This window comes from Nonomuraea sp. NPDC001699, from assembly GCF_053596455.1.
In genome coordinates, this window is sequence record NZ_JBSFGF010000001.1 from 296433 (window position 1) to 316626 (window position 20194).

Annotated in this window: 22 protein-coding genes; 14 read left to right on the plus strand and 8 right to left on the minus strand. The window is 71.9% G+C overall.

Going from position 1 to position 20194, the window contains the following annotated elements; genetic code table 11:
* Position 1 precedes the first annotated feature (1 nt).
* The 11 genes from ACWCSU_RS01475 (at position 2) to ACWCSU_RS01525 (ending at position 9567) form a co-directional block, all read left to right on the plus strand.
* On the plus strand, positions 2 to 718 hold the full coding sequence (locus ACWCSU_RS01475) for a hypothetical protein (RefSeq protein ID WP_352361875.1): 717 nt from the start codon (positions 2 to 4) through the stop codon (positions 716 to 718).
* Positions 715 to 2010 carry a CpaF family protein gene (locus ACWCSU_RS01480; RefSeq protein ID WP_357702545.1) on the plus strand — a complete coding sequence of 432 codons (1296 nt, stop codon included), beginning with the start codon at positions 715 to 717 and terminating at the stop codon, positions 2008 to 2010. Before ACWCSU_RS01475 ends, ACWCSU_RS01480 begins: the two co-directional genes overlap by 4 nt.
* A 2-nt stretch (positions 2011 to 2012) precedes the next feature.
* Positions 2013 to 2861, plus strand: a complete 849-nt coding sequence (locus tag ACWCSU_RS01485; protein WP_357702547.1) for a type II secretion system F family protein — start codon at positions 2013 to 2015, stop codon at positions 2859 to 2861.
* Entirely contained in the window at positions 2854 to 3774 is a 921-nt protein-coding gene (locus ACWCSU_RS01490; RefSeq protein WP_357702549.1) for a type II secretion system F family protein, read from the plus strand. The genes ACWCSU_RS01485 and ACWCSU_RS01490 overlap by 8 nt, the downstream gene beginning before the upstream one ends.
* On the plus strand, positions 3774 to 4004 hold the full coding sequence (locus tag ACWCSU_RS01495; RefSeq protein ID WP_357702551.1) for a hypothetical protein: 231 nt from the start codon (positions 3774 to 3776) through the stop codon (positions 4002 to 4004). The genes ACWCSU_RS01490 and ACWCSU_RS01495 overlap by 1 nt, the downstream gene beginning before the upstream one ends.
* Positions 3988 to 4410, plus strand: a complete 423-nt coding sequence (locus ACWCSU_RS01500) for a TadE/TadG family type IV pilus assembly protein (protein ID WP_449932817.1) — start codon at positions 3988 to 3990, stop codon at positions 4408 to 4410. Before ACWCSU_RS01495 ends, ACWCSU_RS01500 begins: the two co-directional genes overlap by 17 nt.
* Positions 4407 to 4802, plus strand: a complete 396-nt coding sequence (locus ACWCSU_RS01505) for a TadE family protein (protein WP_449932819.1) — start codon at positions 4407 to 4409, stop codon at positions 4800 to 4802. The genes ACWCSU_RS01500 and ACWCSU_RS01505 overlap by 4 nt, the downstream gene beginning before the upstream one ends.
* 20 nt (positions 4803 to 4822) lie before the next feature.
* The gene (locus ACWCSU_RS01510; RefSeq protein WP_449932821.1) at positions 4823 to 5209 is read left to right on the plus strand and encodes a pilus assembly protein TadG-related protein; all 387 of its coding nucleotides are present in this window, start codon (positions 4823 to 4825) and stop codon (positions 5207 to 5209) included.
* Between the two features lie 70 nt (positions 5210 to 5279).
* Complete coding sequence (locus ACWCSU_RS01515) at positions 5280 to 8012, plus strand: BTAD domain-containing putative transcriptional regulator (protein ID WP_449932823.1); 2733 nt, start codon at positions 5280 to 5282, stop codon at positions 8010 to 8012.
* Positions 8009 to 8629, plus strand: coding sequence for a hypothetical protein (locus ACWCSU_RS01520; protein WP_449932825.1), 621 nt, complete (start codon positions 8009 to 8011; stop codon positions 8627 to 8629). The genes ACWCSU_RS01515 and ACWCSU_RS01520 overlap by 4 nt, the downstream gene beginning before the upstream one ends.
* The gene (locus ACWCSU_RS01525) at positions 8626 to 9567 is read left to right on the plus strand and encodes a hypothetical protein (protein WP_357702563.1); all 942 of its coding nucleotides are present in this window, start codon (positions 8626 to 8628) and stop codon (positions 9565 to 9567) included. The genes ACWCSU_RS01520 and ACWCSU_RS01525 overlap by 4 nt, the downstream gene beginning before the upstream one ends.
* On the opposite strand, the gene ACWCSU_RS01530 is transcribed toward ACWCSU_RS01525, so the two are convergent.
* The 5 genes from ACWCSU_RS01530 to ACWCSU_RS01550 all read right to left on the minus strand — a co-directional run bounded on the left by ACWCSU_RS01530 (position 9564) and on the right by ACWCSU_RS01550 (position 13793).
* A complete protein-coding gene (locus ACWCSU_RS01530; RefSeq protein ID WP_357702565.1) occupies positions 9564 to 9995 on the minus strand; it encodes a MarR family winged helix-turn-helix transcriptional regulator in 432 nt (143 codons plus the stop codon). The genes ACWCSU_RS01525 and ACWCSU_RS01530 overlap by 4 nt on opposite strands.
* A gap of 133 nt (positions 9996 to 10128) precedes the next feature.
* Positions 10129 to 10428 (minus strand): hypothetical protein, encoded by a 300-nt coding sequence (locus ACWCSU_RS01535; protein WP_357702567.1) that lies wholly within the window; start codon positions 10426 to 10428, stop codon positions 10129 to 10131.
* Positions 10429 to 10552: 124 nt separating this feature from the next.
* Positions 10553 to 11059: a methylated-DNA--[protein]-cysteine S-methyltransferase gene (locus ACWCSU_RS01540; RefSeq protein WP_357702569.1), complete on the minus strand. Its 507-nt coding sequence runs from the start codon at positions 11057 to 11059 to the stop codon at positions 10553 to 10555.
* Positions 11056 to 12459 carry a DNA-3-methyladenine glycosylase 2 family protein gene (locus ACWCSU_RS01545; RefSeq protein WP_364086292.1) on the minus strand — a complete coding sequence of 468 codons (1404 nt, stop codon included), beginning with the start codon at positions 12457 to 12459 and terminating at the stop codon, positions 11056 to 11058. Before ACWCSU_RS01545 ends, ACWCSU_RS01540 begins: the two co-directional genes overlap by 4 nt.
* A 77-nt stretch (positions 12460 to 12536) precedes the next feature.
* A complete protein-coding gene (locus tag ACWCSU_RS01550) occupies positions 12537 to 13793 on the minus strand; it encodes an MFS transporter (RefSeq protein ID WP_449932830.1) in 1257 nt (418 codons plus the stop codon).
* A 60-nt stretch (positions 13794 to 13853) separates the two neighbouring features.
* On the opposite strand from ACWCSU_RS01550, the gene ACWCSU_RS01555 reads away from it, so the two are divergent.
* Positions 13854 to 14852: a DUF5937 family protein gene (locus tag ACWCSU_RS01555; protein ID WP_449932832.1), complete on the plus strand. Its 999-nt coding sequence runs from the start codon at positions 13854 to 13856 to the stop codon at positions 14850 to 14852.
* On the opposite strand, the gene ACWCSU_RS01560 is transcribed toward ACWCSU_RS01555, so the two are convergent.
* From ACWCSU_RS01560 to ACWCSU_RS01570, 3 genes are all read right to left on the minus strand, one after another.
* Positions 14810 to 15751 carry an NYN domain-containing protein gene (locus ACWCSU_RS01560; protein WP_352321648.1) on the minus strand — a complete coding sequence of 314 codons (942 nt, stop codon included), beginning with the start codon at positions 15749 to 15751 and terminating at the stop codon, positions 14810 to 14812. The two genes, ACWCSU_RS01555 and ACWCSU_RS01560, sit on opposite strands and share 43 nt — an antisense overlap.
* A gap of 107 nt (positions 15752 to 15858) precedes the next feature.
* Positions 15859 to 16059 (minus strand): acyl-CoA carboxylase subunit epsilon, encoded by a 201-nt coding sequence (locus ACWCSU_RS01565; protein ID WP_357702576.1) that lies wholly within the window; start codon positions 16057 to 16059, stop codon positions 15859 to 15861.
* On the minus strand, positions 16056 to 17645 hold the full coding sequence (locus ACWCSU_RS01570) for an acyl-CoA carboxylase subunit beta (protein WP_364086300.1): 1590 nt from the start codon (positions 17643 to 17645) through the stop codon (positions 16056 to 16058). Before ACWCSU_RS01570 ends, ACWCSU_RS01565 begins: the two co-directional genes overlap by 4 nt.
* 36 nt (positions 17646 to 17681) lie before the next feature.
* Between ACWCSU_RS01570 and ACWCSU_RS01575 the strand changes: the two genes are divergently transcribed.
* Positions 17682 to 18488 carry an ABC transporter ATP-binding protein gene (locus ACWCSU_RS01575; protein WP_357702580.1) on the plus strand — a complete coding sequence of 269 codons (807 nt, stop codon included), beginning with the start codon at positions 17682 to 17684 and terminating at the stop codon, positions 18486 to 18488.
* Positions 18485 to 20116, plus strand: coding sequence for a hypothetical protein (locus ACWCSU_RS01580; RefSeq protein ID WP_449932836.1), 1632 nt, complete (start codon positions 18485 to 18487; stop codon positions 20114 to 20116). Before ACWCSU_RS01575 ends, ACWCSU_RS01580 begins: the two co-directional genes overlap by 4 nt.
* Positions 20117 to 20194 lie beyond the last annotated feature (78 nt).

A 20194-nucleotide genomic window follows, 5' to 3' on the forward strand; every position in this document is an offset into this window, starting at 1 on the left:
CGTGGCGCTGATCGTTCTGGCCGCCGACAAGGGCGCGCCCGGCGTGACCACCGCGGCCACGGCCCTCGCGGCGGTGTGGCCGCGGCCCGTGCTGCTGGCCGAGTGCGACCCGGCCGGAGGCGACCTCGCCTACCGGCTGCCGGCCGCCGACGGCGGCGTGCTCAACCCGGGCAAGGGCCTGCTCACACTCGGCGCGACCGCCCGCAGGGGCCTCGAACCCGCCCAGATCCACCAGCACACGCAGAAGATCATCGGCGGGCTCGACGTGCTGGCCGGGCTGACGCACGGCGAGCAGGCGGCCGGGCTCACCTGGCTCTGGGGCCCGCTGGGCAGGTCGCTGGCCGCCATCCCCGACGCCGACGTGATCGCCGACTGCGGCCGGCTGGGCTCCCACCCCCAGATCGCCGACCTCCTGGCCGAGGCCGAGCAGGTGCTCCTGCTCACCAGAGCCACCCTCGACCACGTCGCCCACCTGCGCGAACGCCTCCAGATCACCAAGGCGCACGGCGTCGTCGTGATCGCCGACCCGCGCAACTACCGGGCCTCCATCGAGGACGTGCGCCGGATCGTCGGCCCCATCGTCCAGTTCGTCCACGGGCTGGCCCACGATCCCAAGGGCGCGGAGCTGCTGCGCGGCCAGTGGGGCGGCCGGCTCGACCGGTCCCTGCTGATCCGTACGGCCCGCGACCTGGCCGCGAGGCTGGTGAGCCACCGGTGATCGACCACACGCTCGTCAAACGCTTCCGCCAGGAGGTCGGCGACCGGCTGGCCCACCAGCGCCGGATCGACCAGGCGAGCGGCGTCCCGCCGATGTCCGGCGAGGACGAGCGGCAGTTCGCCAGGGCGCTGATCTCGCAGGTGCTGGAGGAGCACGCGCGCAACGAGATCGGCCTCGGCCGCACGCCGCCCACCATCGAGGAGGAGGAGGGCCTGGCGGCCGGCATCCACGCCGCGCTGTTCGGCGTCGGCCGCCTCCAGCCGCTGCTCGACGACCCCGAGGTCGAGAACATCGACATCAACGGCTGCGACCGCGTGTTCGTCAGCTACGCCGACGGCCAGGAGATCATGCACGACCCGGTCGCCGAGTCCGACGACGAGCTGGTCGAGCTGATCCAGATCCTGGCGGCGTACTCGGGGCTGTCCAGCAGGCCGTTCGACACCGCCAATCCCCAGCTCGACCTGCGGCTGCCCGACGGCTCCCGGCTGAGCGCGGTGATGGACGTCACCGTGCGCCCGGCCGTGTCGATCCGCCGGTCCCGCCTCGGCAAGGTCTTCCTGTCCGACCTGACCGGCAACGGCACGATCAGCCCGGAGGTCGGGAGGTTCCTGACGGCGGCCGTCGCCGCCCGCAAGAACCTCATGATCGCCGGGTCCACCAACGCCGGCAAGACCACCCTGCTGCGGGCGCTGGCCAACGAGATCCCGGCCACCGAGCGCCTGATCACCGTCGAACGCGCCCTGGAGCTTGGCCTCGACCAGTTCTCCGAGCTCCACCCCAACGTGGTCGCCTTCGAGCAGCGCCTGCCCAACTCCGAGGGCCAGGGCGAGATCTCCATGGCCGAGCTGGTCAGGCGCTCGCTGCGGATGAACCCCAGCCGCGTCATCGTCGGCGAGGTGCTGGGCGACGAGATCGTCACCATGCTCAACGCGATGACCCAGGGCAACGACGGCTCGCTGTCGACGATCCACGCCAACTCCAGCATGGAGGTCTTCAACCGCATCGCCACCTACGCCCTCCAGGCCGGCGAGCGCCTCCCCATCGACGCCACCCACATGCTCATCGCGGGCGCGATCGACTTCGTCGTCTTCATCGAGAAGCGCAACGACTACCACGTCGGCGGCACCCTGCGCCGCTACGTCTCCAGCATCCGCGAGGTCAACGGCTGCGACGGCCGCGTGCTGTCGAGCGAGGTGTTCGCGCCGGGCCCCGACGGCACGGCCGTGCCGCACGCGCCGGTCTCGTGCCTGGAGGAGCTCATCGCCCACGGCTACAACCCGGGAGGCTGGTGAGGATGGCCTTCGACCTCGACCCGTTCGCGATGCTGGCCGGAGCGGCCGCCGGCGGCGGCCTCTTCCTGTTCTTCCTGGCCCTGTACGGCCTGCGCCGCCGCCCGTCCCAGCCGAAACGTCCGCTCGTCAAGATGCTCACCACCCGCACCGCCGTCGCCGTGGTGGCCGCCGGCCTGGTCCTGGTGATCACAGGCTGGCCGGTCCTGGCGGTGGGCGCGGTGCTGCTCGTGTTCGCCTGGCGCGGGCTGTCCGGCGGCGCGGCCGAGGAACGCGCCGCCATGCGCCGCCTGGAGGGGCTGGCCGCCTGGACCGAGTCGCTGCGTGACACCATCGCCGGGGCGGCCGGGCTGGAGCAGGCGATCCCGTCCTCCATCAGGGCCGCCGCGCCCTCGCTCCGGCCCCACCTGCGGGCCATGGTCGACCGCCTGCACACCAGGATGGCGCTGCCGGAGGCGCTGTCCCGCTTCGCCGACGAGCTCGACGACCCCTCGGCCGACCTGGTGATCGCCGCGCTCATCCTCAACTCCCGGCTGCGCGGCCCCGGTCTGCGCGACGTGCTCGGCGCGCTCGCCGTCTCGGCCCGCGAAGAGCTCGACATGCGCCGCCGCGTCGAGGCCGAACGCCGCTCGACCAGGCGCAGCGTGCAGATCGTGGTGATCACCGCGCTGGTCTTCGCCGGGCTGCTCATCCTGTTCAACCCCGCCTACGTCAGCGAGTACGGCTCCACCCTCGGCCAGGCCGTGCTCGTGGTCGTCGGCGGCCTGTTCGGCGCCGGGTTCGCGTGGATGCGGCGGCTGGCCAGGTTCGACAAGCCGACCCGGCTGCTCATGGGAGGAGGCGGCCATGGTTGAGGGCGTGCTGGCCGGAGCGGTGCTCGGCCTCGGCCTGTTCGTCCTGCTGCGCGCGCTGTTCCCGGCCCGTCCAGGGCTGGTGGCGCGGCTGCTGGCGCTCGACGCCGTGCGCGAGGACGCCGACGCCCCGCGCATCCAGCTCCTGCTGCCCGAGGAGGAGGTCAGCGCCTTCCGCCGCGGTCTCGGCGCCCGCCTGGCCCGCCTCTACGGCGCCCGCGGCTGGGAGGCCCGCTCGGTCAAGTCCGACCTGGCCCTGCTCGGACGCTCGTTCGAGGCGTTCCTGGCCACCAAGGTGCTGCTCGCCGCGAGCGGCCTGCTGGCCTTCCCGATCCTGCTCGGCTGGCTGGCGCTCATGGGGTGGGGCGTGTCGTTCACGGTCCCGTTCTGGTCGGCCGTGCTCGTGGCGCTGCTCTTCTTCTTCCTGCCCGACCTGCAGATCCGCAAGGAGGCCGCGGCCATGCGACGCGACTTCCGGCACGTCGTGGGCGCCTTCCTCGACCTGGTCTCGATGAACCTGGCGGGCGGGCGCGGCGTGCCCGAGGCGCTGATGATGGCCGTCTCGGTCAGCGGCGAGCAGCCCAACTGGGCGATGGGCCGCATCCGCGACGCGCTGGGCGGCGCCCGGATCGTCGGCATCACCCCGTGGCAGGCGCTCGGCCAGCTCGGCGAGGAGATCAACGTCGACGAGCTGCGCGACCTGTCGGCCGCGCTCGGCCTGGTGGCCGACGACGGCGCCAAGGTACGCGCCTCGCTCACCGCCAGGGCCGCCACCCTGCGCCGGCGCGAACTGGCCGAGATCGAGGGACGGGCGGGCGAACGTTCGCAGTCGATGCTCGTGGCCCAGCTCCTCCTGTGCGCCGGTTTCGTGATCTTCCTCAGTTTTCCCGCCGCAATGAAGATGTTGGGGGCCTGATGAACCATCCCTGGATCGTCTATCTCACCGCCTACCTCGGGGTGCGGATCCAGCGTGCCCGCACCGCGCCCAGCAGGGGCGCCTCCGCCGTCGAGTGGGTGATCATCACGGCCATCATCGCGGGCGTCGCGCTCGGGCTGGCCACGCTGATCAAGACCCTGGTCGAGCAGAAGTCCAGCGAGATCGAGGGCACGTTCGGCGGCGGCGGCGGTGGTGGCGGAAACTCGTGAGCGGGGCGCGACCGTGATCGAGCTGGCGCTGCTGATGCCGGTCGTCCTCGCGGTCGCGCTCCTCGTCGTGCAGGTCGCGCTCTGGTTCCACGGTCGTGAGATCGCCGAGGCGGCGGCCAGGGAAGGCGCGCGGGTGGCCCGGGCGGCGCCGTTCGACTCGGGCGACTGGCAGGGCGCGGCCACGGCGAAGGCCACCGACATCGTCAAGGCCGTCGGCCCGCGTCTGCTGGAGAACGCCGCGGCCACCACCTCCGAGCAGGACCCCGACCAGCGCTTCGTCACGGTGACGGGCAGCGCCGTGCAGGTCGTGCCGCTGCTGCCGCCGCTCACGTTCACGATCACGGCGACCGCGGGCGGGCCGATCGAGTGCTTCCGCCCCGACAACGGCGGTGATGACTGCCGATGAAGCCGGGCGAGCGCGGTTCGATGGCCGTGGAGACGGTGATGCTCGCCCCCGTCTTCCTGCTGTTCCTCATGTTCCTGGTCGGGGCGGGGGTGCTGGTGGAGACGCAGGGGCGGGTCAACGGGGCGGCCAGGGACGCCGCGCGGGCCGCGTCCGTGCAGCGCGGCTTCGACGACGCGGGCGCCGCGGCGGAGAGCACCGCGAAGAGCGCGCTGGAGGGCAAGTGCGGCGGCACCACCGTGAACCTGGACGGGTCCACCTGGGAGGCGGGCGGTCAGGTGCAGGCGCAAGTGGCCTGCGAACTCGACCTCGGGTTCCTGGGGTTCGGCGGCACCAAGCGGTTGACGGGCACCGCCGTGGTGCCCCTTGAGCAGCTCGTCAGGCGGGAGCCGTGAAGGAGGGGGAGCGGGGGTCCATGTCGGTGTTCACCGTGCTCTTCTCCGTCGTGGTGTTCCTCCTGGCCGGGCTGCTGGTCGACGGCGGCGCGGCGATCAACGCCCGCCTGCGCGCCGCCGACGTCGCCGAGCAGGCCGCGCGGGCGGGCGCGGACCAGATCGACGTCGACCGGCTGCGCACCGACGGGCAGGTCACCCTGCTGGGCGAGGGCCAGGTCTGCGCCAGGGCCGACGAGATCGTCGCGGCCCAGGGCGGCGACGGCGTGGCGCGCGGCTCCTGCTCGGTCGAGCAGGAGCGGGTGACGGTCAGCGTCTCGGTGCGGTGGGAGGCGTTCTTCCTCGGAGCCCTCGGGTTCCCGGGGGCGGAGATGAACGGCGAGGCCACGGCCGCCCCTGAAGCCAGGTAGACCGATTCCCGCCACTCGGTGGCCGGGGCAACGCACGAGGCAGGACGCTGGACGGAAGAAGGGAGCGGCGATGCCGACGCGAGAGCCGACGCGAGAGCCGACGCGTCCCCCGGGGCGGCACCAGCCCAGGCGGCCGCCTGCGCGTGTCCCGGCCAGGCGGACGTTCGGCGACGTGGTCGCCGGGCTCGCGGCGCTGGTGGCGCTGGTGGCGCTGGTGGGCGGGGTGCCGTACGCGCTGCTCATGTTCGCCGGGCCGCCGGTCACGGCCGAGATGCTCGACCTGCGCTTCTTCACCGCCGAGGTCGGGCCGAGCACGATCCAGGCCGTGCTGGTGCTGCTGGTCTGGCTGGCCTGGTTCCAGCTTTTCGTGTGCGTGCTGGTCGAGGTGTACGCCGGTGTGCGGAGAGTCGGGATACCCGCCCGCGTACCGCTGTCGGGCGGCACGCAGGCGCTGGCCAATAAGCTCGTCGGCGCGGTGCTGCTGCTGTTCACCGCCGGGGCGATGATCGCGCCCATCGCGCGGATGGCCGCCCCGCCCGCCGCGCCGCCGGTGACCGCGGTCGCCTACTCCGCGCCGATCGTCGAGCGGACGCTGGACACCCACAAGACCAAGAAGGTGTACGTGGTGCAGCCCCCGCACGGGCGTCACCACGAGAGCCTGTGGGAGATCGCGGAGAAGTGCCTGGGAGACGGCCGCCGATATCCCGAAATTTACCGACTCAACCAGGCCAAGGAGCAACCGGACGGCACCCGCCTGCGCATGGCCGACCTGATCCGGCCCGGCTGGGTGCTCGACATGCCGGACGACGCCAGGAACGCCCACATCGTCCCCGCCGGCCAGTCCCGCGAGCAGACGCTGCGCGAGCACCCCGGCGTGGCCCACACGCGCGCCCAGCCCGACGCCCGGCACGACGTCGGGAAGAAGACCGCCGACAAGGCCGACAAGACCGAGAAGGACCAGGCCAGGCACCGCAAGCCCGACGTCCGGCAGGACCAGCCCGAGATCACCATCAGGGAGGCCCAGAGCCTCGACCTGATCGACTACCTGGCCGGGGCGTCGCTGGCCGCCGCCGGGCTGCTGGCCCTGCTGGCCAGGAGGCGGCGGGAGCAGTTGTGGCGCAGGGTGTTCGGGCGCAGGATCGTCCGGCCGCGCGACGACGCCGCCCAGGCCGAGGTCGCGCTCAGGCTGGGCGGCGACGCGCCCGGCGCGCGCATCCTCGACATCGGGCTGCGGCTGCTCGGCGCCGAGCTGGCCGCCCAGCACCGCACCCCGCCCACCGTCTACGGCGCCCACCTGTCCCCGCGCACGCTCGACCTGTGGATCCACCCGCCGGACGACGACCCGCCCGAGCCGTGGACGGCCCAGGACGGCGGCCAGGTGTGGCGCCTGCCCGCCCACGAAGGCCGCCTGCTGGAGGAGCAGGCGGGCGGCGCGCCGTACCCGGGGCTGGTCTCGATCGGCACGGACACGGGCGGCCGGGTGCTGATCGACCTGGAGGCCGCGCAGGGCCTGATCAACGTACGCGGCCCGCAGACCACCGCGGCGCTGGCCGCGCTCGCCGTCGAGCTGGCCACCAACCGCTGGTCCGACCGTATGCGCATCACGCTCGTCGGGTTCGGCGAGGAGCTGACCGCGATCGCCCCCGACCGGATCAGGGCCGTCGGCAGCCTGGCCGAGGTGCTGCCCGAGCTGGAGGCGACCGCCGCGCCGCGCAGGGAGGTGCTCACCGGACGGGTCTCCGGCAGCCCGCGCGACGCCCACTACCTGCTGTCGGCCGTGGCCCCCACGCACGAGGAGGCCCGCCGCCTGGCGCTGCTGGCCCGCCGGGACACCGCCGGGTACGTCCTGGCCGGCGACGTCCCACACGCCACCTGGACGCTGGAGATCGGCGACGACGGCAAGGCGCGCATCGCCGAGCTGGGCTTCGAGGTCGAGGCCCAGCTCCTGCCGCGCCGCCACTACAAGGCGCTGGTCGACCTCTTCCACACCGCCGGACGGCTCGACGGCGAGGCGTATCCCGAGGCGGAGCCGCTGGAGGGCCTGCACCCGCCCGCCGTCGAGATCAAGATGCTCGGGCCCGTCCAGATCGTGGGGCTCGCGCCGCTCGAAGAGGGCCGCATGGCGCTGGCCACCGAGCTGCTGGTCTACCTGGCCACGCATCCCGGCGGCGTGCATCCCGTCGTCCTCGGCGGCGTGCTGTGGCCGCGCGGCGTGCAGACCATGGTCAGGGACGCCACGATCGCCCGCGTCGCCGACTGGCTCGGCCCCGAGCACCTGCACGTCGACGAGGCCGGACGGCTCAGGCTCGGCCCGGAAGTCCGTACGGACTGGGCCCTGTTCCGCGAGCTGGTCCGCCGTTCCCAGCACGACGCGACGGCCCGGACCGTCCTGCTGGAGAAGGCGCTCGGCCTGGTACGCGGCCCGCTCCTGGCCAATCGCCCGTCCGGCCGGTACGCCTGGCTGGCGGCCGACGACCTGGAGTACGACGTGGCGGCCGGCGTGGCCGACGCGGCCCACCGGCTGTGCGAGCTGCGGCTGGCCCAGGACGAGCCGGACGCGGCGGTGGCGGCCGTACGCGCGGCGTTGCTGCTGGCGACCGACGACGAGGGGCTCTGGCGCGACCTGCTGCGGGCCACGCACGCCACCGGCGACGCCGTCCGCATGCGGGCCGTGGTCGAGGTCCTGACCCGCCGGGCCGCCTCCCACCCGTACGGCGGCGGGATGGCCCCGGAGACCGAGGCGTTGATCGAGGAACTGCTGCCCTCGTGGCGCATCCACGTGGTGAGGGAGTCGTCCGCATGAGACGTATGTCGGTGATCGCGCTCGTCCTGGTCGTGGCGGGCTGCGGGCAGGCGGCGCGGCCGTACACGCCGCAGCCGGGTCCGTCGGGGAGCGTCCCGGCGCCCGCGACCGCGACGGAGGGCTCGGCGCGACCCTCCGCGGGCGCGCCCGGGGTCGAGACGATCGAGGTCGGCGGCGGGAAGTTGCGGGTGGACATCGACTGGCCGGACCGGCGCGATCCGCTCATGACCGTCATCACCGACTGGTACCTCGCCTCCCGCAAGGTGATGGTCTCGGGAAGCGATCGATACCTGAAGGATCTGGATCTCGAACTCCAGGCGGTGCGCCAGGCGTATGACGGAGTACGTCGGTACACCGAGGAGGACAGAAGAGTGAAGGGCGTCGCCCGGCTGTACGACCTGCGCGTCACGAAGGTCCTGGACAAGGGCGCGCAGGTCGACACCTGCGTGGATGAGTCGAAGGTACGCGTGGTCAGCGCGAGCAGCGGCGAGGCCGTCTCACCCCAGCCCTCCATCATGCGCGCCCCCTACCTGCAGAGGGCCCTCGCGCACCGCGGCGACGACGGCGTGTGGCGGATCCGGGAACTCTTCTACGACCAGGAAGGATGCGCGCGATGAACCGCGTGATCTCGCTGGCCACCGCGGCCCTGATGCTGCTGGGGCACCTCGACGCCCCGGGCGACCCGGGTGACACGGCCGGCAGCCCCATCGAGCACGGCAGGACCAGAGGGATCGAGCTGCGCAACTCCCGGATCGTCGTCTCCGGCAACGGCGCCAAGGGCGGCAACACCGACGGATACGTTCTCAAACGCCCCTGCTGGTACGAGCCCGGCATGACCGGGGCCGAGATGCTGAAGTCGCAGGAGTCCGTGCGCGACTACTGGTTCCGGTACACCAAGGACGCGTCCGAGGAGAAGTTCCAGGAGTTCCTCAAACAGTTCAAGGACAAGGTCGGCAAGGACGGTCGCTGGTGGGGCCCGGCCTACGACGCCTCCGACCCGAAGGGCCAGGTCTGCTTCGCGGCGCTCGACCCGTTCGTGTTCGTGCCGCCGGGCACGACGCCGCCCGCCGGGATCACGATCCGGGAGCTGGCCGAGATCGCCAGGGCGTCCCTGACCGTGCCCGAGCCCACGATCAAGCTGAGCCCCGACGCCAAGAGCTTCGTCAACCTGCCCACCTGGGTCTGGGTGGAGGGCCTCGGCGAGCGGCGCAGGTCGGTGACCGCGGAGATCCCGGGCGTCATGAGCGTCACCGTCGTGGCCACGCTGAAGAGCATCAAGATCGACCCGGGCACCACGAAGGACCGGGCCGAGGTGCACGAGGAGGGCTGCGGGGCCGCCGGACGCGCGTACGCCAAGGGGGCCTCCTTCACCTGCGGCGTACGTTACCTGCGGGCCTCGATCGACCAGCCGCGCGAGGCGTACCGGCTCACCGTGACCACGTCGTGGCCGGTGGAGACGACCGGTGACGCCGTGCCGTTCCAGTTCGCGCCCGTCGAGGTGGGCGCGACCCGGGACGTGCCGGTCGGCGAGATCCAGAGCAACGTGAAGCCCTAGGCGATCACCGCGGCCAACGGGGCCAGCTCGGGCTGCTCGGCCGCCTCGGCGAGCACCTCCTTCAGCACCGTGTCGTGCGTCGGGCCGGCCCGGGTCAGCAGGTCGCGGCCGTCGGGGGTGACCTCGGAGTAGATGCCGCGCCGGTCGTCCTCGCACAGGTAGCGCTTGAGCAGGCCGCGCTTCTCCAGGCGGGTGACCAGCCGCGTCGTGGCGCTCTGGCTGAGGACGACGGCACGGGCGAGCTGCTGCATGCGCATGTGCCAGCCGTCCTGGCGGGCGAGCACGTCGAGCACGGTGTACTCGCTCACGCTCAGGCCGTGCTCCTTCTCCAGCGCCTTCTCCAGCCTGTCCTCGATCTTCGCGTGCAGCGCGGCGAGGGTACGCCACCCCTGGGCGCGCGCCTCCACGGCGTCGTCGGCTAGAGGCATGTGACACCCTCCTCCTCATACGAGCGTCCGACAGATAGTCGGCGTGCACAAATAATGCCTACGCCTACTAACGTCGTATGAGATGTATTCTATGCCTCCAGCCCTACGGCATCGGGGCCACCGAGCGACGCGCTCAGCTCGGGTCGAACAGCTCCTCGGCGGCCTCGACGGTGAGAGCCCTGTCGATCCAGGATTCGAGAACGTCGAGGTCGGTGCACCTGAAGACCCGCTCGGCCTCCTCCTCCCGCACTGCGATGCCGCGAGCCGCCAGAATGCGCAGGATCGCCTTGGCCTCCCCCTTGGCTTCTCCTCTTGCCTGGCCCATGGCCTCACCTCGGGCCTCGCCTTCGGCTATGCCCTCAGCCATGCCCTCGGCCCGGCTCTCGGCGACCCACTGGCGGACCCACTTGCTCTTAGGCTCGCGTGTTCCCATAGCCATAGTGAACTCCCGCGTCGGCTCGGAACTCGGGGCGTTGCCGGACGAGTTCGAGGAGGAACTCATGTTCCAGGGTCGGCGACATGCGAACACATTACCGAACGCTGTCGAGCGATTACTCTCAGTTGGGCTTTTGTCCGCTTTCGTGGGCGAGGAGCCACTCCTTCACCGGGACGCCGTAGTAGTACCCGCCGTAGCCGCCCGTGCTGGGCAGGACGCGATGGCAGGGGACGAACGGGGCGATCAGGTTCTGGGCGCAGGCGGAGCCGGCGGCGCGGGCGGCGGTGCGCGGAAGGCCGGCGGCCTGGGCCAGTTCGGCGTACGAGACCGTCGTCCCCGCGCGGACCTCGCGCAACGCCTCGTGCAGGCGCTTGCGGGTGGGGGAGCCGGGCTGGGAGACCGGGACGGCGTCCAGGGCGTCGAGGTCGCCGTCGAAGTAGGCCCGGACGGCTTCGGCGGGGGCGCCGAGGTCGTCCACCACGTCCAGGCCCTCCGCCTGTAGGGCGGGGGTGAGGCGGACGAACATCTCCGCCGGGTCGGCCGTGAAGCCGCCTGCGACGAGGACGCCCTCGCGGGTGAGCAGCGACAGCGAGCCGATCGGCGTCGGCAGGACCTGAGCGGTGATCATGAGGAGCTCCAGAGGTGCAGGGCGGCGTAGGCCCGCCAGGGCCGCCACCGTTCGATGTGGTCGTGCGGGATGCCCAGGGCGGCCATGCGCTTGTTCAGCACGAGGTCGCCCGTGGGCCAGGCGTCGGGGTCGCGCAGGGCGCGCAGGGCGATGTAGCTGGCGGTCCACGGGCCGATGCCGGGAACCTTCAGCAGCTCGGCCACGGCCTCGGCCGGGTCCTGGCCGCCGTCGAGGTCGATGTCGCCGTCGGCTACCCGGCCCGCCAGGTCGGAAAGGGTCGCGATCCTGCGGTTGGTCAGGCCGAGGCCTGTCAGGTCGGCCTCGCGCAGTTCGGCCGCGGTGGGGAAGAGGGGGCCGCCGGTCCTGGCGACGATGCGGCCGAGCAGCGTACGCGCTCCGGCCACCGAGATCTGCTGGCCGACCACCGCGCGTACGGCCAGCTCGAACCCGTCGAACGTGCCCGGGACCCGCAGCCCCGGCCGCGCCCGGACGAGCGGGGCCAGCGAGGTCTGGCCGAGCGCCTCGGCGATGGCGTCGGGGTCGGCGTCCAGGTCGAGCAGGCGGCGGCAGCGGGCGACGACGCGGGCGAGCTGCCGGGTGTCGGCCACGGCCACGTCGAGGGCGATGTGGTCGGGACGGGGGGTGAGGCTGATCGTCCCGCCCGGCACGACCCTGGAGTACGACGCCGGGCCCGCGACCTCAAGGCCGGGGATGGCCCGCGAGGTCAGGAACCCGAACACGCCCGCCACGTCGTACGGCTCGCGCCGGTGCAGCCGCAACCTCAGCGTCACCGGCCCGGCGACCTCGGGCTCGGGCGGCGCGGCCGGACGTCCGGCGGTGGCGCGCAGCTCGCTGGGCGTGAAGCCGTACGTCTCCCGCATCGTGGCGTTGAACTGCCGCACGCTTCCGAACCCGGCCGCGAACGCCACCTCGGTGACCGGCAGCCCGGTCTCCGTCAGAAGCTGCTTGGCCAGCAGGAGCCGCTTCGTCCGGGCCACGGCCAGCGGTCCGACGCCCAGCTCGGCCACGAACAGCCGGTGCAGGTGGCGTTCGGTGATGTGCAGCCGCCGGGCCAGCCCTGCCACGCCCCGCTCGTCGGCGGCGCCGTCGTCGATCAGCCGCAGGGCCCGGCCGACGAGGTCGCCGCGCAGGTCCCAGCCGGGGTCGCCGGGCGACAGCTCGGGCCGGCAGCGCTTGCACGGCCGGAACCCGGCCGCCTCCGCCGAGGCCGCGTGCCGGTAGAAGCGCACGTTCCTGGAGGAGGGGGTACGCGCCGGGCAGATCGGCCGGCAGTAGATGCGCGTCGTCGTCACCGCGGTGTAGAAGCGCCCGTCGAACCGGGAGTCCCTGGCGGAGACCGCCCGGTAACAGGAGTCGAAGTCGAGCTCTAGGGGTGACATGCCTCCGAGACTATGCGCGCGCCGCGGGTGCCGACCGGCGGAAATCGGACCTGACCATGAAAACGCAGGTCACCAGCTCAGAGCGCCTGACCAGCGGTATTCGGACCTGACCGGCGGAGGGCTGAGAAGTGGATCGGCAGCCAGCTCACGGCCATGATCACCGCGCCCGTCCAGAGCGACGCGCGCACCCCCCACAGCTCGCCGATCAACCCGGCCAGCAGCCCGCCGAGGCCGACCGCCCCCGTCAGCAGCAGCCGCATCGTGGCCGTCATCCGCCCGAGCAGGTGGTCCGGCGTGACCCGCTGCCGCAGGCTCACCAGCAGCACGTTGTTCACCCCGGTACGGAACGTCACCACGAACCACGCCGCAGCCGCGGCCCACAGCCACGCCCCGGGCCCCAGGAACGGGATCACCAGCGCGGGCGGGGCGGTGACCAGGCTGACCAGCCACACCGCGCGGCCGGTGCCGAAGCGCCGGCCGAGCAGATGGGCCGACGACGACCCGGCGAGCACGCCGAGCCCGCTCACCGCCAGATACGCTCCAAGCACCCACTCCGGATAGCCGAGCTGCCCCACGATGAGCACCGGCAGCAGGACCGAGCAGAGCGGGAACGCCAGGTTCGCCATCGCGCCCTGGACCAGCGCCGCGACCAGCACCCGGTTGCCGAGGATGAACCGTACGCCCTCCGCGATCCGGGCCCGCAGGGACTCCGCGTCGCCCGCCGGGCCGTCCTGTGCGAGGGCCGGTTCGGGGACGCCGCGCAGCCAGGCCGCCGACCACAGGTAGCTCAGCGCGTCCAGCAGCACGGCCACCGGCGCGCCGGCGACCTGGACGAGCACCCCGGCGACGCTGCGCCCGGCGACGTCCATGCCCGCCGCCGTGCCCACGAGCAGCGAGTTGGCCGACGTCAGCCGCTCGCGTCCGATCAGCCCCGGCACGATGCTCATGGACGCCACGTCGAACAGCAGCGTCCCCGCCCCGACGAGCGTCGTCACCACGTAGAGCTGCGCCATGGACAGCACGCCGGCCCACCACGCCACCGGCACCGACAGCAGCGCCGCGGCCCGCGCGGCGTCCATCGCGATCATCAGGCGGCGCCGCCGGACGCGGTCCACCCATGCCCCGGCGGGCAGCCCGAGCACGAGGGCCGTGAGCGTGGCGAGGGCCGAGAGCAGCCCGACCTCGCCCGCGCCCGCCCCGAGGGCGGTCACGGCGAGCAGCGGGAGTGCGACGTAGCCGATCTGGGTGCCGAGCTGGCTGACCGTGCCGGCGACGTACAGGTTGCGGAACGCGTGAAGCCGCAGAAGTGGAGCTTCCACCAAGGTTGCTGACATGTCGGCAGAATGCTGAAATGTCGCTCAAGGCCGCTATCGATTAAGTGACAAGCAAATCCAATGACCCTGGACCTGACGTTCACCGCCCACGACATCGCCAACACGCGCTTCGCCGTCTCGCCGCTCGGCGAGGTCGTGACCAGCGTGCGCGTGGTGAAGAACCCCGCGGCGCACCCGCTCCTGCGCCCCTGGGCCGACCAGGTGCGCCGCCGCCTCCAGGACGTGGACTGGGGGCTGCTGTCCGACCTGGTCCCGATTCCCACGGTCTCGATCGCGGGCTTCACCTGCACGCCGCCCTCGACGTCCATGCCGGACCTGGAGCTGGAACTCGCCACGATGCGGGGCGCGGTCGCACGGGTCCGCACGGACCTGGACAAGATCGGCGGCCCCTGGACGAAACGCGTGCAGGCCCTCTACGACGACCCGGAACAGGGCCTCGAACGCCTGGCCGTGGAGGTGGCCGACTACTGGGAGGCGGCGATGGCGCCGTACTGGCCGCGGATCCGATCGCTGCTGGAGGGCGAGATCCTGTACCGCGCTCGGTTGCTGGCCGAGGGCGGCGCCCAGCGCATGCTGGCCGACCTCGACGACGCCGTCACCTGGGACGGTGGCACCCTGCGGCTGGAACACCTGTACGTCACCGGCCGGCGGTCACTGAGGGGGCTCGGGCTGCTGCTGGTGCCGTGCGTGTTCGCCTGGCCGCGGGTCCTGTCGGTCACGACGCCGCCGTACCAGCCGACCGTGCGCTACGCGCCGCGCGGCATCGCGACGCTCTGGGAGCGCCGCGAGGTGGACCCGCCCGAGGCGCTCGCCGCCGTGCTCGGCAGGACGCGCGCCCGGCTGCTGGCCGAGCTCGACCAGCCGGCCTCCACGCGCGACCTGGCCCAGCGCGCCGGGCTCTCCGAGCCCGGCGTCAACCAGCACCTGACGGCGCTGCGCAAGGCCGGCCTGTGCACCGCGCACCGCACCGGCCGGTACGTGCTCTACGCCCGTTCGGCCGTCGCCGAGACGCTGCTCTACTTGGAGGAGACCCCCACTCCCAGGTCGAACTCCCGGTAGACGCGCGCCCAGAACCCGTCGCGCAGCCAGACCCGGGCCTCCGGGTAGGGCCGCAGCGAGTGGCCGAGCTCCTTCTCCGCCTCGATCAGCAGCTCGGTGTCGATCACGGTCGGCAGGATCGGGCCGGGCAGCAGGTCGCGGATGTTGTCGCGGCCGCGGGTGAGTATCCACTTCTGGGCGACGTGCTCGCCGACGTCCTCCACGCGCGGACGGCTGGGCCCCAGCTTGGCGACCTGGCCGGGCTTGGCGTGCGGCTTGACCGGCGCGCGCCCGGCGAACACCTGGGCGGGCGAGGGAGCCGCGGCGGGCGGGGTGACCGCAACCGGCTGCGGAGCGCGACTGAAAAAGGGTCTCAGGAAATCGGCGGAGATCACTTCCACCGTGTCGGACTCCCACACCAGGCGCTCGGCCTGGTTGGTGCCGTAAGGGGGCTCGACGCCCCACAGGTGGATGCGCACGCCGTACGCCTGCGCCGCCTCGACCGCCGGGACCATGTCCTCATCGCCGGCCAGCAGGATCGTGTCGGTCACCGCGTGATGCCGGGCGAGTGCCTCCAGGTCGCTCCTGATCTGCGCGTCGACGCCCTTCTGCTGGCCGCGGGCGTTGAGGTTGCCAAGGCGGACCTTGACCCACGGGAGCTGGGCGATGACCCGCTGATCGACGGTCGGCACACGGTCGCGGGCTGCGTCATACCAATAGATCCGCAGAAGTTCGCCGGAAATACGTTCCTCTGCATGTTTCTGTAGACTCTGGATGAGCTCATCGGCGGCCACCCGATATTCCTTGCGTTCCTTCGCGCCGAGCAGCACCTCACCTGCCGCAGCGTACAGATAACCGACATCCACTAGGACGGCGTACTTGGCTGCCACAGGATGCGGCATGAGGTCTGGGATGGCCATGTCGTCCTCCAGGCCGCGGTGTTAGTTGATCGGCTGACTATATACGCCTACTTTCTCTAGATAGTCCCAACTCCCGGGGAACTTGACACCCGATTCCCGGGATCTATCTAGGGTAGTGCGCTCATCCGCCAAGCCGCCTTCCCCGGCAGGCCAGGGTTACGCATACCTCTGGCGGGGTTTCGCCATGTTTGTCTACGAGGTCTCTCAGGTTCCGCGTACGCGCTCCTGCGCGTGGCGAGCACGGCCACCACGGCCGCGATCTCCTCAGGCGTGGCCTCGCCTCGGACTATACGCAGGTGGTCGCTCATAGAGGAATGTTCCCATGCTTCTTCGGCGGCAGCGAGGCCCTCTTGTTACGCAGGGCGCGAAGTGCCCGGACAACTTGGGGTCGAGTTTCGGACGGCCGAATCACCGAGTCCACATAGCCGCGTTCGGCCGCGATGTACGGATTGGCCAATGTGTCCTCGTACTCGGTGACGAGCCGGGCGCGCTCGGCGTCGGGGTCGTCGGAGGCGGCCAGTTCGCGCCGGTAGAGGATGTTGACCGCGCCCTGCGCGCCCATGACCGCGATCTGGGCCGTGGGCCAGGCGAGGTTGACGTCCGCGCCGAGGTGCTTGGAGCCCATGACGTCGTAGGCGCCGCCGTACGCCTTGCGGGTGATGACCGTGACCAGCGGGACCGTGGCCTCGGCGTAGGCGTACAGGAGCTTGGCGCCGCGGCGGATGATTCCGTTCCATTCCTGATCGGTCCCGGGAAGGAATCCCGGTACATCAACAAAAGTCAGGATCGGAATATTAAAGGCATCACAAGTTCGAATAAATCTGGCGGCCTTCTCGGAGGCGTCGATATCCAGACATCCGGCGAAATGCATGGGTTGGTTGGCGACGACGCCCACCGGCTGGCCGTCCACGCGGCCGTAACCGACCACGATGTTCGGCGCGAACAGCGCGTGGACCTCCAGGAACTCCCCGTCGTCGAGCACGTGTTCGATCACCTGGTGCATGTCGTACGGCTGATTGGGGGAGTCGGGGATGATCAGGTCGAGCTCGGGCTCGGGCTCCAGGTCGTCGGCCGCGGCGAAGGCGGGGGCCTCGTCCAGGTTGTTGGAGGGCAGGTAGGACAGCAGCGCCTTGACGTAGTCGAGGGCGTCGTCCTCGTCGGCGGCCTGGTAGTGGGCCACGCCCGACTTGGTGTTGTGCGCGCGGGCCCCGCCCAGCTCCTCGAACGTGACCTCCTCGCCGGTCACCGTCTTGATCACGTCGGGACCCGTGATGAACATGTGGGACGTCTGGTCCACCATCACGACGAAGTCGGTCAGGGCGGGCGAGTAGACGTGGCCGCCCGCGGCGGCGCCCATGATGAGCGAGATCTGCGGGATCACGCCGGAGGCGTGCACGTTCCGCTTGAAGATCTCCGCGTAGAGGCCGAGCGCGACCACGCCCTCCTGGATGCGCGCGCCGCCGCCCTCGTTGATGCCGATGATCGGGCAGCCGGTCTTCAGCGCCAGGTCGAGGACCTTGACGATCTTCTCGCCGTACACCTCGCCGAGTGAACCGCCGAAGACCGTGACGTCCTGGGAGAACACGCAGACCTGCCGGCCGTCGATCGTGCCGTGGCCGGTGATGACGCCGTCGCCGTACGGCCGCCGCTTCTCCAGCCCGAACATCGTGGACCGGTGGCGGGCGAACTCGTCGAACTCCACGAACGAGCCCTCGTCGAGCAGCGCGAGCACCCGCTCGCGCGCGGTCATCTTGCCCTTGGCGTGCTGTTTGTCCACCGCCGACGACGAGCCGGCGTGCACGGCCTCGTCGAGCCTTCGCTCCAGGTCGGCGATCTTGCCTGCGGTGGTGTGGATGTCCGGCATCTCCGGCATGGGATCGGCGGCAGCGCTCATGCGCGTTAGGCTAGCCCGTCCTCCTAGAGTGGATCCATGACGGATGCGGTTCGCTCCCACGGCCTCTACAAGCGCTACGGCGCCCAGGTCGCGGTGGCCGGGGTCGACCTCGTGGTGCCGGCGGGCAGCTTCGCGGGCCTGGTCGGTCCCAACGGGGCAGGCAAGACGACCACGCTGAGCATGATCACCGGGCTGCTGCGGCCCGACGGCGGCCAGGCGGCGATCGACGGGCTCGACGTCTGGCGCGACCCCGTCGCCGTCAAGGCGCGCATCGGCGTGCTGCCCGAGGGGCTGCGGCTGTTCGAGCGGCTGTCGGGCCGCGAGCTGCTGCTCTACAACGGCCGGCTGCGCGGCATCCCCAAGGCCGACGTCGAGCAGCGCGCGGGCGAGCTGCTCGACGTGATGGACCTGACCGGGGCCGCCGACAAGCTCGTCGTCGACTACTCCACCGGCATGCGCAAGAAGATCGGGCTGGCCGCGGCGCTGCTGCACAACCCGTCCGTGCTGTTCCTCGACGAGCCGTTCGAGGGGGTCGACCCGGTCAGCTCCAACACCCTCACCGAGGTGCTGCGGCGCTTCACGGCCTCCGGCTCGACCGTCATCTTCTCCAGCCACGTCATGGACCTGGTCGAGCGGCTGTGCGACTGGGTGTCGGTGATGAGCGGCGGCCACATCGTCGCGCAGGGTCCGCTCGACCAGGTGCGCGGCGGCTCCAGCCTCAACGAGGCGTTCATGCGGCTGGTCGGCGGCTCCCGCGCCCACGGCGAGGCGGGCCTGAGCTGGCTCGGCGCCAAGCCCGGCGAGCAGCGCCCGGCCGCGCCCGCCCCCCAGGACACCCCGTGAGCGCCCCCGGGCCGTCCGCGGCGACCTCCGGCGGGCAGTCCGCCGCCGTCACCGGCTCGCCGATGGCCACGGCCGCGCTCTTCGCCCGGCTCAAGCTGCGCCTGCTCGCCGGCAACCTGCGCGGCGACGTCCAGCGCAAGCTCGGCTTCGTCTTCACCCTGCTCGCCGCGGCCGGCCTGGCCGTGGTCGGGTTCCTGCTGATGAGCCTGCTCAGGCTGGCGCCCTCCGACGTCGCCGCCGAGCTGGTGATCGTCGCGTTCGCGGTCTTCCTGGTGAGCTGGATGATCGTGCCGCTGCTGGCGTTCGGGCTGGACGACACGCTCGACCCGGCGCGGTTGTCGCTGTTCCCGCTGCGTACGCGCGAGCTGGCCGTCGGGCTGTTCACCGCGTCCGCGACGGGCGCGTGGCCGCTGGCCATGCTGGTCATCACAGCCGGCGCGCTGGTCGCGCTGCCCACGGGCGTCGGGGGCGTGCTGCTGGGCGTGCCCGCGGTGCTGTTGCAGTTCGCGTTCTGCGTGGTGACGTCGCGGCTGATCACCACCTCGCTGTCCGGCGCCCTGCGCAGCCGGCGCGGTCGTGACGTGCTGGCCGTGGCCGCCCTGTTCGTGGTGCTGCTGGCGCAGCTGCCCAACCTGCTGATGAACCGCGGCATCGGCGACCCCGCCGCGATGCTCCACCGGCTGGCCGGCGTCCTGCGGTGGACGCCGCCGGGCATGGCCGCGCACGCCATGGCCGACGGCGGCCTGGTCGGCGTGGCGGAGCTGGCCGCCGTCGCGGTGCTCGTGGTCGTGCTGGCCTGGTTGTGGATCAAGGCGCTGGGCCGGGCCCTGGTGTCGCCGGACGCCTCCACGCAGGCGGCCTCCGTACGCCGGCGGCGGGGGCTCGCCGACCGGTTCCTGCCCGACGGGCCGCTGGCGGCCGTGGTGACCAAGGAGCTGAAGTACATCAGGCGGGAGCCCAGGTTCCGCGTGGGCTGGTTCTCCTCGGTCGTGGTGACCGTCATCCTGGCGTTCTCGCTGAACAACGGCACGCAAGGGCAGGCGGGGCCGGTGCTGCCGGTGCTGATCACCGGCATGGGCGCGCTGATGATCTCGCTGCAGTCGGGCAACGCGTTCGGCATCGACGGGCGTTCCCTGTGGATGAACGCCGTGGCCTTCGGCTCCGAGGAGGACCTGCGCCGCGACCTGGCGGGCCGCCATCTGGCCAACTGCCTGGTCGCCGCGCCGCTGCTGCTGCTCGTGGCGGTCGCCGCGGCGCTGTTCACCGGCAGTCCGCAGGCCGTCGTGCCGGCGTTCCTGACGGGGCTGGGCGCGCTCGGCGTCGGGCTCGGGGTCGGCTCGGTGACCAGCGTGACGATCCCGTACACGCTGCCCGAGCGGATGAACGCCTTCAGCGGCGCCGCGCCCGGCCAGGGCGGTCAGGCGTTCGCGTCGTCGATCGGGGCGATGCTCGGGATCGTGCTGATGTCGCTGCCGATCGTGGTGCCGCTGCTGTTCGGGTTGTTGTGGGTGTCGGCGCTCGCGCCCTTCTACGGCCTGCTGATCGAGGTGCTGGGCCGGCGGCTCGCCGGCAAGATCGGATTCCCCCGGCTCCCCGAGTTGCTGGCGGCGGTGTCCAAGCCCAGCTAGTGAGTGGTCTAGTCCAATGGGCGAGACCGCCATGCGGTCGCCGAAAGCGACTCGCTACCCTTCGAAGCATGATTGACC

Bases quoted from the DNA above. Each gene is read 5' to 3' on its own strand.
- ACWCSU_RS01530 (WP_357702565.1), bottom strand. From the start codon at position 9,995: ATGCCTCTAGCCGACGACGCCGTGGAGGCGCGCGCCCAGGGGTGGCGT.
- ACWCSU_RS01490 (WP_357702549.1), top strand. From the start codon at position 2,854: ATGGTTGAGGGCGTGCTGGCCGGAGCGGTGCTCGGCCTCGGCCTGTTC.
- ACWCSU_RS01510 (WP_449932821.1), top strand. From the start codon at position 4,823: ATGTCGGTGTTCACCGTGCTCTTCTCCGTCGTGGTGTTCCTCCTGGCC.
- ACWCSU_RS01570 (WP_364086300.1), bottom strand. From the start codon at position 17,645: ATGAGCGCTGCCGCCGATCCCATGCCGGAGATGCCGGACATCCACACC.
- ACWCSU_RS01495 (WP_357702551.1), top strand. From the start codon at position 3,774: ATGAACCATCCCTGGATCGTCTATCTCACCGCCTACCTCGGGGTGCGG.
- ACWCSU_RS01550 (WP_449932830.1), bottom strand. From the start codon at position 13,793: ATGTCAGCAACCTTGGTGGAAGCTCCACTTCTGCGGCTTCACGCGTTC.
- ACWCSU_RS01540 (WP_357702569.1), bottom strand. From the start codon at position 11,059: ATGATCACCGCTCAGGTCCTGCCGACGCCGATCGGCTCGCTGTCGCTG.
- ACWCSU_RS01565 (WP_357702576.1), bottom strand. From the start codon at position 16,059: ATGAGCGACCACCTGCGTATAGTCCGAGGCGAGGCCACGCCTGAGGAG.
- ACWCSU_RS01535 (WP_357702567.1), bottom strand. From the start codon at position 10,428: ATGGGAACACGCGAGCCTAAGAGCAAGTGGGTCCGCCAGTGGGTCGCC.
- ACWCSU_RS01515 (WP_449932823.1), top strand. From the start codon at position 5,280: ATGCCGACGCGAGAGCCGACGCGAGAGCCGACGCGTCCCCCGGGGCGG.
- ACWCSU_RS01560 (WP_352321648.1), bottom strand. From the start codon at position 15,751: ATGGCCATCCCAGACCTCATGCCGCATCCTGTGGCAGCCAAGTACGCC.
- ACWCSU_RS01555 (WP_449932832.1), top strand. From the start codon at position 13,854: ATGACCCTGGACCTGACGTTCACCGCCCACGACATCGCCAACACGCGC.
- ACWCSU_RS01575 (WP_357702580.1), top strand. From the start codon at position 17,682: ATGACGGATGCGGTTCGCTCCCACGGCCTCTACAAGCGCTACGGCGCC.
- ACWCSU_RS01520 (WP_449932825.1), top strand. From the start codon at position 8,009: ATGAGACGTATGTCGGTGATCGCGCTCGTCCTGGTCGTGGCGGGCTGC.
- ACWCSU_RS01485 (WP_357702547.1), top strand. From the start codon at position 2,013: ATGGCCTTCGACCTCGACCCGTTCGCGATGCTGGCCGGAGCGGCCGCC.
- ACWCSU_RS01525 (WP_357702563.1), top strand. From the start codon at position 8,626: ATGAACCGCGTGATCTCGCTGGCCACCGCGGCCCTGATGCTGCTGGGG.
- ACWCSU_RS01505 (WP_449932819.1), top strand. From the start codon at position 4,407: ATGAAGCCGGGCGAGCGCGGTTCGATGGCCGTGGAGACGGTGATGCTC.
- ACWCSU_RS01545 (WP_364086292.1), bottom strand. From the start codon at position 12,459: ATGTCACCCCTAGAGCTCGACTTCGACTCCTGTTACCGGGCGGTCTCC.